Genomic DNA, 14075 nt, shown 5'->3' with positions numbered 1-14075 from the left:
TGCGGGCGGCCATTGTCTCAAAGCGTAGGCGGATATTTAAGGTCTGGCAAACTCAGGAAGTTCCGGAAAAAACGGCTTCGCTTGCCTTTTCGTTCGCAATCCGCCGAAAAGCTTGCCAAAAATTACCATCGCGCGGAAAATACGTCAATAGTGCTGACATAATTTCCTGCTTCACACGGAGAAAAGATGACGAGCCACGCAGCCGCAGAGCCGATCAGGACAGCGATCACCGACGAGGACGGCATCGATTTCGCCATCATCGAGTTGTTCTTCTTCGCCTATCGCGACTTTACCTCCGATCCGGACCAGATCCTGGCCGATTACGGTTTTGGCCGCGCCCATCATCGGGTGTTGCATTTTGTCAATCGCCGGCCCGGCCTGACGGTCGCCGAGCTCCTCGATGTGCTCAAGATCACCAAGCAGAGCCTGGCGCGCGTGCTCAAGCAACTGATCGACACCGACCATATCGTGCAATTGCAGGGCCCCCGCGACCGCCGCCAGCGCGAGCTTTATCCGACGGCCAAGGGCCGTGCTCTGGCGCTGGCACTGGCGCGGCCACAGTCGCGCCGCATCCATGCTGCATTGGAAGATTCCGGAGCCACCGAACGCGCCGTTATCGAACGGTTCCTTGAAGCGATGGTAAATCCGGAACTAAGGGCGCAGATCGACATTGTGCCCGCAAAGATGTCAGGGAAAAACCATGGAGACCATTGAGAGGGTTGATCATCCGACAGCACCGGAAGACGACGCGCCGCATCTGCTGGTGGTCGACGACGACACCCGTATCCGCAATCTTCTGAAACAGTATCTGACCGAAAACGGTTTTCGCGTCACCGTCGCCGGAAATTCCGGCGAGGCGAGGCGCAAGCTCGCCGGCCTCGACTTCGATCTGATCGTGCTCGACGTCATGATGCCGGGTGAAAGCGGCGTCGATCTCACCAAGGCGCTGCGGGCCGAGAAAAACGTGCCGATCCTGATGCTCACCGCACTGTCCGAAACCGACAGCCGGATCACCGGGCTCGAGGCCGGTGCCGACGACTATCTGCCTAAACCGTTCGACCCGCGCGAGCTGATCCTGCGCATCAACAATATCCTGCGCCGCGGCGGCCCCGCGACGACGCCCAAGGTCGAACAGCTGGTCTTTGGCCCCTATACGTTCCAGATCGCCAGGCGTGAGCTGAAGCGCGGCGGCGAGGCGCTCAAGCTGACCGACCGCGAGCAGGAAATCCTGGCGATCTTCGCTGCGCGTGCCGGCGAAACGATACCGCGGCATGAGCTTGTCGGCGATGAATCCGAGGTCGGCGAGCGCACGATCGACGTCCAGATCAACCGGCTGCGCCGCAAGATCGAACGCGATCCGTCCAATCCGGTCTGGCTGCAGACCGTGCGCGGTATTGGGTATCGGCTCAGCGTGGAATAGAATGCCGCCGACAGCGGCCCTTTGCCGGGTCCCGGTGAGCGAAAGGACGAATGGCGACCACGCAACTCGAACGGCCGGGAGATGGCGGCTTGAGCGCTCGCGCGACGCGGGCGCTCAAGGCCGTGCCGCGCGCCTGGAACCGTTTCTGGCGCCTGGTGTCGCTTTACATGCCGAAGCGGCTCTATGCCCGCTCGCTGATCATCGTCATCGCGCCAATGATCATGCTGCAGTCGGTCGTCGCCTTTGTCTTCATGGAGCGCCACTGGCAGACCGTGACGCAACGCCTGTCGCAGGCCACGGTGCGCGACATCGCCGCCATCATCGACCTGATAGAGACCTATCCTCACGACGCCGACTACGCCAACGTCATCCGCATCGCCCAGGATCGCATGCAGCTGAAGGTCGACCTCCTACCGCCCGACCCGCTGCCGCCTCCCGGGCCAAAGCCGTTCTTCTCGATCCTCGACGAGATCCTTTCGTCCGAGATCACCCGCCAGATCAACCGTCCGTTCTGGATCGATACGGTCGGCAATTCCAATATCGTCGAGGTCCGCGTCCAGCTCGAGAACAAGGTGCTGCGCGTCTTCGTGCGCCGCAGCCAGGCCTATGCATCGAACACCCATATTTTCCTGATCTGGATGGTCGGCACCTCGCTGGTGCTGCTGATGATAGCCATTCCCTTCCTGCGCAACCAGATCCGGCCGATTCTGACGCTGGCCGAGGCGGCCGAGAGCTTCGGCAAGGGCCGGCCGATGCCGCGCGATTTTCGCCCGCGCGGCGCGGAGGAAGTCCGCCGCGCCGGCTTTGCCTTCATCCAGATGCGCGAACGCATCGAACGCCAGCTCGAGCAGCGCACCGCCATGCTGAGCGGCGTCAGCCACGATCTGAGGACCATCCTCACCCGCTTCAAACTGCAATTGGCGCTTGCCGGGACCAAGGCGGCCGATACCCAGGCACTCGACCAGGACATCGACGACATGCAGTCGATGCTGGAAGGCTATCTTGCCTTTGCACGCGGCGAAGCTTCGGAAGACACCGGTCAGTTCGATCTCGAAGCCTTCTTCGACAAGCTTCGCGAGGAAGCCGCGCTGCGCAAGCGCAAGCTGTCGACCGTGCTTGTCGGCGATCCGCATGTGCACGTGCGCCCCAATGCCTTTGCCCGGCTGCTGTCCAATGTCGTCGGCAATGCATTCCGCTATGCCAAGACGGTGGAGATCAATGCCAATCATGGGCGCGGTTCGCTGCTCGTCACCATCGACGATGACGGCCCGGGAATTCCGCCCGAAAAGCGAGAGGATGTATTCAAGCCGTTCGTGCGGCTGGACGAGGCCCGCAACCTCGACGCCAGCGGCACCGGCCTTGGCCTCTCCATCGCACGCGACATTGCCCGCAGCCATGGCGGCGACATTGTCCTCGAACGCAGCCCGCTCGGCGGCCTTCGGGCGGTGATCAAGGTCCCCGCTTGACGGCAGCGACACCCGGCCTTCATCGGCCCGTCATGAAACCATGGTTAAGAGCGCCAATGAAGCGCGCGATCCTGATTGATTCGGCCCTGCGGCCTCATTTCGACCCCGCGCCTGCCCGGGTGCGCTGGTGCGACGCCCGAGCTGCGGCGTGGTCGCCGCTCAGGCGTCGCGGCGAGGCAATCAAGCTTGCCGCCAAGGGACCGCCATGCGCATCCTGATGGTCACCGACGCCTGGCGCCCGCAAGTCAACGGCGTCGTCCACACGCTGGAGCGTCTCTCGGAGACCCTGAAATCCTTCGATATCGAGACGGACTTCCTGACGCCGAATATCTTTCGCACCCTGCCTCTGCCGACCTATCCCGATATCAGGCTGGCGCTGACGACGCCGCACCGCGTGGCGCAGCTGATCGAGGCACGCAAGGTGGACCACATCCATATCGTCACCGAAGGACCGCTCGGCATTATGGCCCGGCGCTACTGCCGCAACGCCGGCCGCCCGTTCACGACCAGCTATCACACACGTTTTCCGGAATATCTGAGCGCGCGCCTGCCGGTGCCTGAAGCATGGGCCTATCGCTGGCTGCGTGATTTCCACAATTCAGGACAGGGCACGCTGGTTGCCACCCAGTCGCTTGCCGACGATCTTGCGGCGCGCGGCTTCACCAAGCTCCGGCCGTGGACGCGCGGCGTCGACACCGATCATTTTCGGCCGGACAAACGAAAGGACCTGGGATTTCCCGGACCGATCTTCCTCTGCGTCGGCCGCGTCGCGATCGAAAAGAACCTGCCGGCCTTCCTCGACCTCGACCTGCCGGGCAGCAAGGTGATCGTAGGCGAAGGGCCGGAATTGGCGAAGCTGAAGGCCAGATATCCCGATGCCCATTTCCTTGGCCATCGTCCGAACGACGAACTGGCCGAGATCTACGCTTCGGCCGATGCCTTCGTCTTCCCCAGCCGCACCGACACGTTCGGCAACGTCATCATCGAGGCGCTGGCCAGCGGCACGCCGGTCGCAGCCTATCCAGTCACCGGACCGATCGATATTGTGGGTGACGGCATCGGCGGCGCGGTGTCGGACGACCTGCGGCAAGCAGCGCTCGCCGCCCTTCACGTCGACCGCGCCGAGGCGCGGCAACGCGCGATGCGCTACAGCTGGAAGGCCTGCGCGGAAATGTTCATGGAAACGGTCGAAGAGGCGCTGGGTACCACGCGTAAACTGGCTGCGTGAACAACAGCGCAGCTAGAACAACCTGCCGCCGTCCGGCACCTTGCGCTCGATCGCGCCAAGGACGACGGCGCCCTCCTCGTCAGGAAAGCCGAGCGTCAGCACTTCCGACATGAATGGCCCGATCTGACGCGGCGGGAAATTGACCACAGCGAACACCTGCCGGCCGATTAGGGTTTCGGGCGTATAATATTTCGTGATCTGGGCCGAGGATTTCTTCACCCCGATCACGGGACCGAAGTTGATTTTCAATTTGATCGCCGGCTTGCGCGCCTCGGGAAAAGGCTCGGCCTCGACGATCGTGCCGGCGCGGATGTCGATGCGGTCGAAATCGGCAAAGCTGATCTCGGGTTTTCGCGCGTTGCTCGAACTCATCGACGATCAGGCGTTTCCGTAGGTTTCGAACAGCACGCCGGCCAACGCATCCTTGGCCGAAGTGCCTGACCAGACGACGAACTGGAACGCCTGGAAATAGCATTCGCAGGCCTCCAGCGCCGACGACAGCAGCACCTCGACCTGCTGGCTCGACGGCTCGACCCCACCGGCCAGCAGCAGCGACTGGCGGAACATGATGGCGCCTTCCTGCTCCCAGAGATCGAAATGGCCAAACAGCATCTGCTCGTTGATCAGCGAAAGCAGCCGCATCACCTCGAGCGCGCGCGCCTCCGGGACCTTGATGTCGAAGGCGCAGGCCAGGTGCAGCGCCTCGTAGTCCTCCATCCAGGAGAATGAAACGTGGTAGTCGGTCCAGCTTCCGGCAACCGAGATCGAGATCTCGTCGTCGCCGGCCCGCTCGAAGGACCAATCGTTATTGTGCGCCACCTGCTCGATAACATCCACCGGATGGATTTCGCGGGAGAATTCGAGTTCGAGAAGTTCCATGAAATGCTTCCTGTCGTTCTGGGAGCGCCACCACACGCTCCGCGGGAGAGGCACACTCGAACAATTCTGCCTAGAACTCGGACGGCCAGGACTTCGTCAACGCAAAGACCCCGGACCGGACCCCACCGCCCGGCGCATGACCCTGCTCCGAATCATGCAACAAATTCAGTCTATTGATCGGGAGTCGCGTGACCAGCCAAATTTTTCGCACTGCGTCATTCGCATGTGGAAAGGCGCTGTCACAAAGATTCACGCAGTACCGGTAAGCGATTCACGACAAAGCGCTTTTTGCGATCCGGCTTTGTGGAAAAGTTTAACGATTTATTTCTTGTTATTTTTTTGCACGCGGCTTTGACGCAGCCGCAGGCGCTGGTTGACCGGTCAATTCGGCAAGCCTGGCCTCGAGCGCCTCGATGCGAGCGGCGAGGCGGGTGTTTTCTTCCCTGGCCTTCGCCGCCATGTCGCGAGCGGCCTCGAATTCCTCGCGCTGCACCACGTCCATGGAGTTGAGTATGCGCTCGGCCTGGCCCCTGAAGGCGGTCTCCACCTCGCGCCGCACGCCTTGCGCGGCACCGGCTGCATCGGTCATCAGCTTGGCGAATTCATCGAGAATGCGGTTCGGTCCGGTCGCCATGGCAAATCCTCGCTTGGTCGAATTGACGTAGTGGCGCGCGATTCGGAATGCAAGCATATGCTTGCCTTGACCCCGCCAAAAGCCTGCCGCATGGTCCGCGCCCGAACCTGATTGGGAACCCGGAGACCCTGTTGAGCGAATATTTGCTGCCGCTGGCCGCCCTGCCCTTTCCCAACATCGACCCGGTCATCGTCCGGATCGGACCGCTGACGGTGCATTGGTACGGCGTCGGCTACATCGTCGGCATTCTGTTCGCCTGGTGGTATGCCAAGCGCCTCGTCACCAACCCAAAACTGTGGCCCGACGGCACCCTGCCGATGAAGCCCGTCGACCTCGACGACTTCATCGTCTGGGCAGCCATCGGTGTGGTGCTCGGCGGACGCACCGGCTACGTGCTGTTCTACGACCTGCCGCGCTACATCGCCAATCCGCTCGATATCGTCGCCGTCTGGCAGGGCGGCATGTCGTTTCATGGCGGTCTGATCGGCGTCATTGTCGCAATGACGCTGTTTTCCCGGTCTCGCGGCATCCGCACATGGTCGCTGTTCGACGTGGTTGCCGCCGGCGTGCCGGTGGGGCTTGGCCTCGTTCGCCTGGCAAACTTCATCAATTCCGAACTATGGGGCCGGCCGACCGACGTTCCATGGGCATTCGAATTCCCCAATGGCGGTCCATTTGCACGCCATCCGAGCCAGATCTACGAGGCGCTGCTCGAAGGGCTGGTGTTGTTCCTTATCCTGCGCTTCCTCACCCATTCGCGGCTCAAGCTGAAGACGCCGCGCTTCGTCGGCGGCGCCTTCATCGCCGGCTATGGCGCCTCGCGCATCTTCGTCGAATTCTTTCGCGAGCCCGACCAGCAGCTTGGCTACCTCCTTGGCACGAGCTGGCTGACCATGGGAATGGTGCTGTCACTGCCGATGGTGCTGGCCGGCATCTGGGCGATGGCTACAGCCAAGCCGGTGACAAAACCGCAGCCGGCATGACGCGGCTGGAGACCCGCATCGCCGAGCTGATCGGTGCGGTGGGACCGATCCCCATCAGCGAATACATGGCGCTCTGCCTGTTCGATCCGCAGGACGGCTATTATACGACACGTGAGCCGTTCGGCGCCGCCGGCGACTTCGTCACCGCGCCGGAGGTCAGCCAGATGTTCGGCGAACTGGTCGCCATCTGGCTCTACCAGGCGTGGCTGGCGATCGACCGGCCGACGCCGGTCGCCATCGCCGAAATAGGCCCCGGCCGCGGCACGCTGATGAGAGATATGCTGCGCACGCTTTCGCGGCTCGATCCGACGCTTACCGCCAGCGCATCGTTCGCCTTGATCGAGACCAGTCCGCGGTTGACCGAGGTCCAGAAACGAACGCTTGCCGGGACGTCGGCCACCGTCGCCTGGCATGAGGCCGTGGACACACTACCGCAGGCGCCGCTTCTGATTGTTGGTAATGAGCTGTTTGACGCGGTGCCCATCCGCCAGTTCGTCCGCGCCGGAGCCGGCTGGCGCGAGCGGATGATCGGTCTCGACGATGCGAACCGGCTGCGCTTTTTCGTCGGCGCCGGCTCGCTCGACCCGATGCTGCTGCCGGAGGGTGCCGAGAATGCGCCGGAAGGTGCGATCGTCGAGGTGGCGCCAGCCCGCGCCGCCCTGATGGCGGCCATCGCCGGGCGACTTGCCGGATTTGGCGGCGCCGGCCTGTTTCTCGACTACGGTCACCTCCAGCCCGGGATCGGCGACACCTTGCAGGCCTTGCGCAAGCACCGTCATGAGGACGTGCTGGCCAATCCGGGGCGGGCCGATCTCACAGCCCATGTCGATTTCGCTGCCCTCGCGGCAACCGTTCGGGCACACAGCCTCGATGCCCACCTCTCAACGCAAGGTGAATTCCTGCTCAAGATGGGGCTTCTCGAACGAGCTGGCCGGCTCGGCGCCAATGCCGATGAGGCAGCTCGCGAAAAGATCGCGGCCGACGTCGAGCGCCTCGCCGGCCCGCTGGCCATGGGCGAACTCTTCAAGGTGCTTGCCGTCCTCCCCGCCGGCATTGCCGTTCCGCCGTTTCCAAGCATGGATTGACTTTTCGCTGCCGCCTCTCCCACTCTCCCGTCTCCGACTAGCGGCCGACATCAACTGCGCCAGCCTTCAACTGACCAGCCTTCAACTGCGCCCCTTCAACTCGCTTGACGAAATCGCCTATACGGACAACAAAGCCGCCATGCTGAATCAGACCAAACCGGATCCCGTTCGGTCGCCCTTGCTGGAAACGGCGCAAGGCATCCGCCACGGCTACTTCACGCGAGTCGGCGGCATTTCCAGCGGCATCTACCGGGGCCTCAACATCGGCACCGGGTCGAACGACGACCAGACGCTGGTGCGCGAGAATCGTCGCCGGGTCGCCGAATGGATGGGCGTGCCTGCAAACCATCTGCTAACCGCTCACCAGGTTCATTCGCCGGACGTCGTCATTGCCAGGGAGCCTTTTGCCGGCGAGCGGCCCAAGGCCGATGCCATTGTCACCGACCGGCCGGGCATTGCCGTCGGTGCCTCGACCGCCGACTGCGGACCGGTCCTCTTCGCCGACGCCGAGGCGCGCATTATCGGCGCCGCCCATGCCGGCTGGAAAGGCGCTTTCACCGGAGTGCTGGAAAACACCATCGCGGCAATGGAAAGCCTCGGCGCCCGGCGCGACCGCATCGTCGCAGTGCTCGGTCCTTCGATCGGCCCACGGAATTACGAAGTCGGACCGGAATTTGTCACCCGTTTCGTCGACGCCGATGCCGGCAGTGCCCGCTATTTCGCGCCCTCCGCAAATGCCGGACACGCGATGTTCGATCTCAACCGCTACACGGTCGACCGGCTGACCAAGGCTGGCGTCAATGCCGAAGGACTTGGCCGCTGCACCTATGCCGAGGAAGAGCTTTTCTACTCCTATCGGCGCAGCACGCATCGCAACGAGCCCGACTACGGGCGGCAGGTTTCGGCAATCGTTTTGGAGGCTGACTGATGGCGCTGCATTTCGAACGCTCGGAATTCGATGCGCGGCGCGATCGACTGATGATCGAGATCGCCGAAAAGAAGCTCGACGCCGTCCTGCTGTTTGCCCAGGAAAGCATGTATTGGCTAACCGGCTACGACACCTTCGGCTTCTGCTTTTTCCAGTGCCTGGTGGTCAAGGCCGACGGCTCGATGGTGCTGCTGACGCGTTCGGCCGACTTGCGCCAGGCGCGCCACACCTCGATCATCGACAACATCGTTTTGTGGACGGACCGCAACGGCGCCAATCCGGCGGTAGATCTGCGCAATCTGCTCAACGAGCTTGACCTGCTCGGCGCCCGGATCGGCGTCGAATACGACACCCACGGCCTGACCGCCTATAATGGCCGGCGCCTCGACGAGCAGTTGCAGACCTTCGGGCAGATCGCGGATGCCTCCGGCATTGTCAGCCGGCTACGGCTATTCAAGAGCCCGGCAGAAATCGCCAAGGCGGAAAAAGCCGCAAATCTGGCCGACGACGCGCTGGACGCAGCACTGCCGCTGATCAAGCAGGGTGGCGATGAGGCGCTGATCCTCGCCGCCATGCAAGGTGCGATCTTTGCCGGCGGCGGCGATTATCCGGCCAACGAGTTCATCATCGGCTCCGGAGTCGACGCCCTGCTTTGCCGCTACAAGGCCGGTCGCCGCAAGCTCACCAAGAACGACCAGCTGACGCTCGAATGGGCCGGTGTCTTCCACCACTACCATGCAGCAATGATGCGCACGGTGTTGACCGGCAAGGTATCGAAACGCCACCAGGAATTGTTCGATGCCGCCCGCGCCGCGCTACTTGCAGTCGAGAAGGCGATGACGCCCGGTAATACGTTCGGCGACGTGTTCGACGCCCATGCCCGCACCCTCGAAGCCCACAACTTGACCAAGCACCGGCTCAATGCCTGCGGCTATTCGCTCGGCGCCCGCTTCACCCCGTCCTGGATGGATATGCCGATGTTCTATCAGGGTAATCCCGAACCGATTGCGCCGAACATGACGCTGTTCGCCCATATGATCATCATGGACTCCGAAACCGAAACCGCGATGACGCTTGGCCGCACCTATCTGACCACCGAATCCCAGCCGAGGCCGCTGTCCCGCCATGATCTCGACTTGATCGTGCAGTGAATCCATAATGGAGAGAGTGTGAGGGGCGTTCGTCGCCAAGGAGTTTTCAGGCTAATGAGACGATCGCATGTGACGACCGTGTCATTGCTCGTGGCGCTGGCACTGGCGGCCTGCACCAATGCGAAGGACGTTCTCGAACCCTCGGCCATTGCCCCGCAATCGACGCAATCCCTCTCCGGAGCCGGAGGTGCCGCGACGCCCCCCGCAACTCCGGCTCAGCCTGCCGGCACCGCGCAAACTGCAGATACGGCGCAGCCTTCCGCTGCAGCAGCCGTGCCGCCCGCCAAAAGCGCGGCTGCCATTGCGCGGACCCGGCTGCAGGTGGCGCCGATCGTCGGCGCCTCGGTAGAAGCCGCGACACCGCTGACCGCCGAGCTTCAGACACGCGCCAGGCAGCGCGGCATCACCTTGGCCGGCAGCACCGACCAGACCCCAACACATGTGCTCAAGGGCTATTTCTCGACCATGACGGAAGGCAAGGACACTACCGTCATCTATGTCTGGGACATCTATGACCCGGCCGGCAACCGGCTGCATCGCCTCAACGGCCAGCAGAAGGCGCCGTCTGTTGGCGGCGGCGAAGGCTGGACGGCGGTCGCGCCTGCGACCATGCAGGCAATTGCCGACCAGACAATCGACCAGTTCGCCACCTGGCTTGGCGGCGGCGCCGGCTGACCTGGAGCATAATTCCCAAAGTGAAATCCGGTTTTCGGAAAAGATCATACTCAGACTGAAAGATAGAGCTATGCCGATTCCGTCGGCGTCGAAGTGGACCTATCGCCGCATCGTCAAGCCGTAAGCGTTTATTGAGATTAGCCGGCGGATTCCCATTCACGACGCTTGCAATACCGGCGCGGGCCGCTAAAAGCCCGACTAAGAGGCTGGAGTGCTATCGGAGTCTCTCAATCCTTCGCCAGGAACGGTGCATGAAGCTCTTCGCGGGCAATTCCAACAGGGTGCTGGCCGAATCAGTCGCCCGCTACCTCAACATTCCGCTGGGCAAGGCCAGCGTCAGGCGCTTCGCCGACCAGGAAATCTTCGTCGAGATCCAGGAGAATGTGCGCGGCGAGGACGTCTTCATCCTGCAGTCCACCTCGTTCCCGACCAACGATCATTTGATGGAACTGCTCATCATGATCGACGCCTTCATGCGCTCTTCGGCCAAGCGCATCACTGCGGTTATTCCTTATTTCGGCTATGCCAGGCAGGATCGCCGTGCCTCGGGCCGCACACCGATCTCGGCCAAGCTGGTCGCCAACATGATCACCAGGGCGGGCGTCAACCGGGTGCTGACCCTGGATCTCCATGCCGGCCAGATTCAAGGCTTCTTCGACATCCCGACCGACAATCTGTTTTCCGTGCCGGTCATGGCCCGCGACGTAAAGGCGAAATACAAGCAGCTTGCCAATGTCATGGTGGTGTCGCCGGATGTCGGCGGCGTGGTCCGCGCCCGCGCGCTCGCCAAGCGCATCGACGCCCAGCTTGCCATCGTCGACAAGCGCCGCGAGCGCCCGGGCGAATCGGAAGTCATGAACGTCATCGGTGACGTGCGCGGCAAGGATTGCCTGTTGATCGACGACATCATCGATTCGGGCGGCACGCTGTGCAATGCGGCCGATGCGCTGCTTGCCGATGGCGCCACCAGTGTGACCGCCTATACTACCCATGGCGTTTTGTCCGGCGGCGCCATCGCCCGCATCGGCGCCTCGAAACTGCAGGAACTGGTCATCACCGATTCCATCCAGCCGACCCAGGCAGTGCTGGACGCCGCCAATATCCGCGTCATCTCCATCGCCGAACTGATGGGCGAGGCGATCTCGCGCACGGCGACCGAGGAATCGGTGTCGAGCCTGTTCGATTAATGCGTGTCGCGCAAAACTGTGCAGCGGTTTTGCGATAACGACATGCATACAACAAGAACCCAAAGCGCGTCGCATGAGGCCGGTCGAACGCGACGCCCTTCAGGGCTGCGCCTCAGGCCGAGCCGGACCACTTGTTCGTCGCACACCTTCGCCAGCATCACGGGCGCCCCGCATGTAACCGCGTGGCGAGGCTCCCAGCATGCGCTTGAACATGGTGATGAACGCCGGCACGCTGTCATAGCCGAGATCGAGCGCCACCCTCGTGATCGGCTCGCCGTCGGCCAGCCGTGGCAGCGCCGCGAACAGACAGGCCTGCTGACGCCAGGTCGACAGCGACAATCCGGTCTGGCGGTGGAACGCGCGGGTGAAAGAGCGGCGGCTCATGCCGACGATAGCAGCCCACTCGTCGATCGTCGCATGCGGTGACGGTGCCGACACGAAGCGCCGGCACAGCGTCGCCAACCTTGCATCGGACGGGAACGGAAGGCCGAGCGGCCGTTCCGGCAGGTTCGGGATTTCGTGCAGCAGGAGCTTCATGATCAGTCCGCCCCGCCCCTTCAGCTCGGCGCCTTGCGGCAGCTTTTCCGATTCCACGATCAGGCTGTGCATCAGGTCGGTGATGCCGACGACACGCAACCCGTCCGGCAGGCCAGGGATGGCCTCCGGCATCACATAGACGGACCGCATGCTGACGTCGCCCAGCATCTCGACGGAATGTTCGGTGCCGGCGGGGATCCACATCGCGTGGTCCGGAGGCACCATCCAGCGCCCATGCCGCGTCTTCACCAGCACGACACCGACCAGCGCGTGCAGCAACTGGCTGCGGCTATGATGGTGCGGTGGCACATGGTAGCCGTCCGGATATTCGGTCGGCAGCGCCACTGCCGGCCCTACGGCCTGCTCCAGCCATTGCCAGCGACGCTCATGCAACAGCCCGAGATCGGTGTCGCCCGCTCTGAACATTTCCCTGCCATGCGGCATCAGCTATGGCCCACTTGCGAAACTATTGGACCAAACCACGAAAGAAGTCGCGTGACAAGCAACGTATAAGGCTGCGCCCTATAAGACCGCCTGCGGGAGCGCCCGCCAAAAAGACCACGGAGCCTGCCTTGACCGATACCACAGCAACCGCCGACGCCAAGCCGGCAGCGGCCAGCCACATTTCAGCTCAGGCGACGGCCTTCACCGTCATCCTGGCGGTGAGCTTCTGCCATTGCATCAACGATATCATGCAGTCGCTGCTGTCGGCGATCTATCCGCTGCTGAAGGACAATTACGGTCTCGATTTCTGGCAGATCGGCCTTTTGACTTTTACCTTCCAGGTGACGGCATCCTTGCTGCAGCCGGTGATCGGCATGATTACCGACAAGCGGCCGATGCCTTATTCGCTGCCCTACGGCATGGCTTCTTCGCTGATCGGGCTGGTCGTGCTGGCCTATGCCGGACATTACTCGCTGCTCCTCATCGGCGCCTCGCTGATCGGCATCGGCTCAGCGATCTTCCACCCGGAATCCTCACGCATCGCCCGCTTCGCCTCCGGTGGCCGGTTCGGTCTTGCGCAGTCGCTGTTCCAAGTCGGCGGCAATTTCGGCCAGGCGATGGGGCCGCTGCTGGCAGCCTTCATCGTCGTGCCCTTCGGCCAGACCAGCATCGCCTGGTTTGCCGGCGGCTCGCTGATCGGCATCATCGTGCTGTGGCAGGTTGGCGGCTGGTACAGCCGCCTGCGCGCCGCACAGGGCACCCGCAAGGCGGCAGGCTTCGTTTCGCCTTTCCCGCGCCGCAAGGTCCTGGGCGCGCTGGCGGTGCTGACCTTGCTAGTATTGACCAAGAACGCCTACATCGCCAGCCTGTCCAGCTACTACACCTTCTATGCCATCCATAAATTCGGCGTTTCGGTGCAGATGTCGCAAGTCATGCTGTTCCTGTTCCTCGGCGCCTCGGCCCTTGGCATCCTGCTCGGCGGCCCGTTCGGCGACCGCTACGGGCAGAAGGCGATGATCTGGTTCTCGATCGTCGGCGTGCTGCCCTTCACGCTGGCCCTGCCCTATGCCAATTTCGAGTGGACGATGGTTCTCACCGTGCTGATCGGCCTGATCCTGTCCTCGGCCTTCTCGAACATCGTCGTCTTTGCCCAGGAACTGGTGCCCGGCCGCGTCGGCATGATCGCCGGCATCTTTTTCGGCTTCGCCTTCGGCATGGGTGGCATCGCGGCCGCCGTGCTTGGCGTCGTCGCCGACATGAAAGGCATCGATTTCGTCTTCCAGGTCTGCTCGTATTTGCCGCTACTCGGGCTGCTGACGGTTTTTCTTCCCAACATGAAGGAGGCGAGGAAGCTCAAGGCGGGGACCACGATCGGGTGAAGTTTGGGTTGGACTTCGGCTTCCCCGCCCACCGGGCAGCGCGAAATTCGGTTCTCGACATAGACTTCGAGCCGGTCAG

General features: G+C 62.8%; 15 protein-coding genes. 11 read left to right on the top strand and 4 right to left on the bottom strand.

The features are described from left to right. Positions 1–186 precede the first annotated feature (186 nt). The 4 genes from NKH67_RS07485 (at position 187) to NKH67_RS07470 (ending at position 4114) form a co-directional block, all read left to right on the top strand. Complete coding sequence (locus tag NKH67_RS07485; RefSeq protein ID WP_352456926.1) at positions 187–714, top strand: MarR family winged helix-turn-helix transcriptional regulator; 528 nt, start codon at positions 187–189, stop codon at positions 712–714. Continuing rightward, entirely contained in the window at positions 701–1420 is a 720-nt protein-coding gene (locus NKH67_RS07480; RefSeq protein ID WP_023678415.1) for a response regulator, read from the top strand. Before NKH67_RS07485 ends, NKH67_RS07480 begins: the two co-directional genes overlap by 14 nt. 50 nt (positions 1421–1470) lie before the next feature. Further along, entirely contained in the window at positions 1471–2886 is a 1416-nt protein-coding gene (locus tag NKH67_RS07475; RefSeq protein WP_352469756.1) for an ATP-binding protein, read from the top strand. Positions 2887–3091: 205 nt separating this feature from the next. Further along, positions 3092–4114: a glycosyltransferase family 4 protein gene (locus tag NKH67_RS07470; RefSeq protein ID WP_352450495.1), complete on the top strand. Its 1023-nt coding sequence runs from the start codon at positions 3092–3094 to the stop codon at positions 4112–4114. A gap of 12 nt (positions 4115–4126) precedes the next feature. Here NKH67_RS07470 and NKH67_RS07465 read toward each other — a convergent pair whose 3' ends face one another. From NKH67_RS07465 to NKH67_RS07455, 3 genes are all read right to left on the bottom strand, one after another. Then, complete coding sequence (locus NKH67_RS07465) at positions 4127–4486, bottom strand: tRNA-binding protein (RefSeq protein ID WP_352469755.1); 360 nt, start codon at positions 4484–4486, stop codon at positions 4127–4129. Between the two features lie 6 nt (positions 4487–4492). Beyond that, positions 4493–4993 (bottom strand): type III secretion system chaperone family protein, encoded by a 501-nt coding sequence (locus NKH67_RS07460; RefSeq protein WP_023678420.1) that lies wholly within the window; start codon positions 4991–4993, stop codon positions 4493–4495. A gap of 331 nt (positions 4994–5324) precedes the next feature. Next, on the bottom strand, positions 5325–5627 hold the full coding sequence (locus tag NKH67_RS07455; RefSeq protein ID WP_352469829.1) for an accessory factor UbiK family protein: 303 nt from the start codon (positions 5625–5627) through the stop codon (positions 5325–5327). Between the two features lie 131 nt (positions 5628–5758). On the opposite strand from NKH67_RS07455, the gene lgt reads away from it, so the two are divergent. From lgt to NKH67_RS07425, 6 genes are all read left to right on the top strand, one after another. Beyond that, positions 5759–6610: a prolipoprotein diacylglyceryl transferase gene (lgt, locus tag NKH67_RS07450; protein WP_352469754.1), complete on the top strand. Its 852-nt coding sequence runs from the start codon at positions 5759–5761 to the stop codon at positions 6608–6610. Further along, positions 6607–7695, top strand: coding sequence for a class I SAM-dependent methyltransferase (locus NKH67_RS07445; RefSeq protein WP_352469753.1), 1089 nt, complete (start codon positions 6607–6609; stop codon positions 7693–7695). The genes lgt and NKH67_RS07445 overlap by 4 nt, the downstream gene beginning before the upstream one ends. 139 nt (positions 7696–7834) lie before the next feature. Further along, positions 7835–8623 (top strand): peptidoglycan editing factor PgeF, encoded by a 789-nt coding sequence (gene pgeF, locus NKH67_RS07440; RefSeq protein WP_352469752.1) that lies wholly within the window; start codon positions 7835–7837, stop codon positions 8621–8623. Next, a complete protein-coding gene (locus NKH67_RS07435; protein WP_352469751.1) occupies positions 8623–9774 on the top strand; it encodes a M24 family metallopeptidase in 1152 nt (383 codons plus the stop codon). Before pgeF ends, NKH67_RS07435 begins: the two co-directional genes overlap by 1 nt. A 54-nt stretch (positions 9775–9828) precedes the next feature. Further along, on the top strand, positions 9829–10449 hold the full coding sequence (locus NKH67_RS07430) for a hypothetical protein (RefSeq protein WP_352469750.1): 621 nt from the start codon (positions 9829–9831) through the stop codon (positions 10447–10449). 251 nt (positions 10450–10700) lie between these two features. Further along, complete coding sequence (locus NKH67_RS07425) at positions 10701–11636, top strand: ribose-phosphate pyrophosphokinase (RefSeq protein ID WP_023678427.1); 936 nt, start codon at positions 10701–10703, stop codon at positions 11634–11636. Between the two features lie 99 nt (positions 11637–11735). Here the strand turns inward: NKH67_RS07425 and NKH67_RS07420 are convergent, their stop codons facing one another. Further along, the gene (locus NKH67_RS07420) at positions 11736–12617 is read right to left on the bottom strand and encodes an AraC family transcriptional regulator (protein ID WP_352469749.1); all 882 of its coding nucleotides are present in this window, start codon (positions 12615–12617) and stop codon (positions 11736–11738) included. Positions 12618–12745: 128 nt separating this feature from the next. On the opposite strand from NKH67_RS07420, the gene NKH67_RS07415 reads away from it, so the two are divergent. Continuing rightward, the gene (locus NKH67_RS07415; protein ID WP_352469748.1) at positions 12746–13996 is read left to right on the top strand and encodes an MFS transporter; all 1251 of its coding nucleotides are present in this window, start codon (positions 12746–12748) and stop codon (positions 13994–13996) included. The last annotated feature ends 79 nt before the right edge of the window (positions 13997–14075 follow it).

It is taken from the genome of Mesorhizobium sp. M0968, assembly GCF_040319065.1.
GTDB lineage: Bacteria > Pseudomonadota > Alphaproteobacteria > Rhizobiales > Rhizobiaceae > Mesorhizobium.
This window is presented reverse-complemented; position numbering and strand designations above follow the sequence as displayed.

What these genes read in the sequence shown, in the direction of transcription:
- NKH67_RS07485 (WP_352456926.1), top strand. Translation starts at nt 187, where the DNA reads ATGACGAGCCACGCAGCCGCAGAGCCGATCAGGACAGCGATCACCGAC.
- NKH67_RS07480 (WP_023678415.1), top strand. Translation starts at nt 701, where the DNA reads ATGGAGACCATTGAGAGGGTTGATCATCCGACAGCACCGGAAGACGAC.
- NKH67_RS07475 (WP_352469756.1), top strand. Translation starts at nt 1,471, where the DNA reads ATGGCGACCACGCAACTCGAACGGCCGGGAGATGGCGGCTTGAGCGCT.
- NKH67_RS07470 (WP_352450495.1), top strand. Translation starts at nt 3,092, where the DNA reads ATGCGCATCCTGATGGTCACCGACGCCTGGCGCCCGCAAGTCAACGGC.
- NKH67_RS07465 (WP_352469755.1), bottom strand. Translation starts at nt 4,486, where the DNA reads ATGAGTTCGAGCAACGCGCGAAAACCCGAGATCAGCTTTGCCGATTTC.
- NKH67_RS07460 (WP_023678420.1), bottom strand. Translation starts at nt 4,993, where the DNA reads ATGGAACTTCTCGAACTCGAATTCTCCCGCGAAATCCATCCGGTGGAT.
- NKH67_RS07455 (WP_352469829.1), bottom strand. Translation starts at nt 5,627, where the DNA reads ATGGCGACCGGACCGAACCGCATTCTCGATGAATTCGCCAAGCTGATG.
- NKH67_RS07445 (WP_352469753.1), top strand. Translation starts at nt 6,607, where the DNA reads ATGACGCGGCTGGAGACCCGCATCGCCGAGCTGATCGGTGCGGTGGGA.
- pgeF (WP_352469752.1), top strand. Translation starts at nt 7,835, where the DNA reads ATGCTGAATCAGACCAAACCGGATCCCGTTCGGTCGCCCTTGCTGGAA.
- NKH67_RS07435 (WP_352469751.1), top strand. Translation starts at nt 8,623, where the DNA reads ATGGCGCTGCATTTCGAACGCTCGGAATTCGATGCGCGGCGCGATCGA.
- NKH67_RS07430 (WP_352469750.1), top strand. Translation starts at nt 9,829, where the DNA reads ATGAGACGATCGCATGTGACGACCGTGTCATTGCTCGTGGCGCTGGCA.
- NKH67_RS07425 (WP_023678427.1), top strand. Translation starts at nt 10,701, where the DNA reads ATGAAGCTCTTCGCGGGCAATTCCAACAGGGTGCTGGCCGAATCAGTC.
- NKH67_RS07420 (WP_352469749.1), bottom strand. Translation starts at nt 12,617, where the DNA reads ATGCCGCATGGCAGGGAAATGTTCAGAGCGGGCGACACCGATCTCGGG.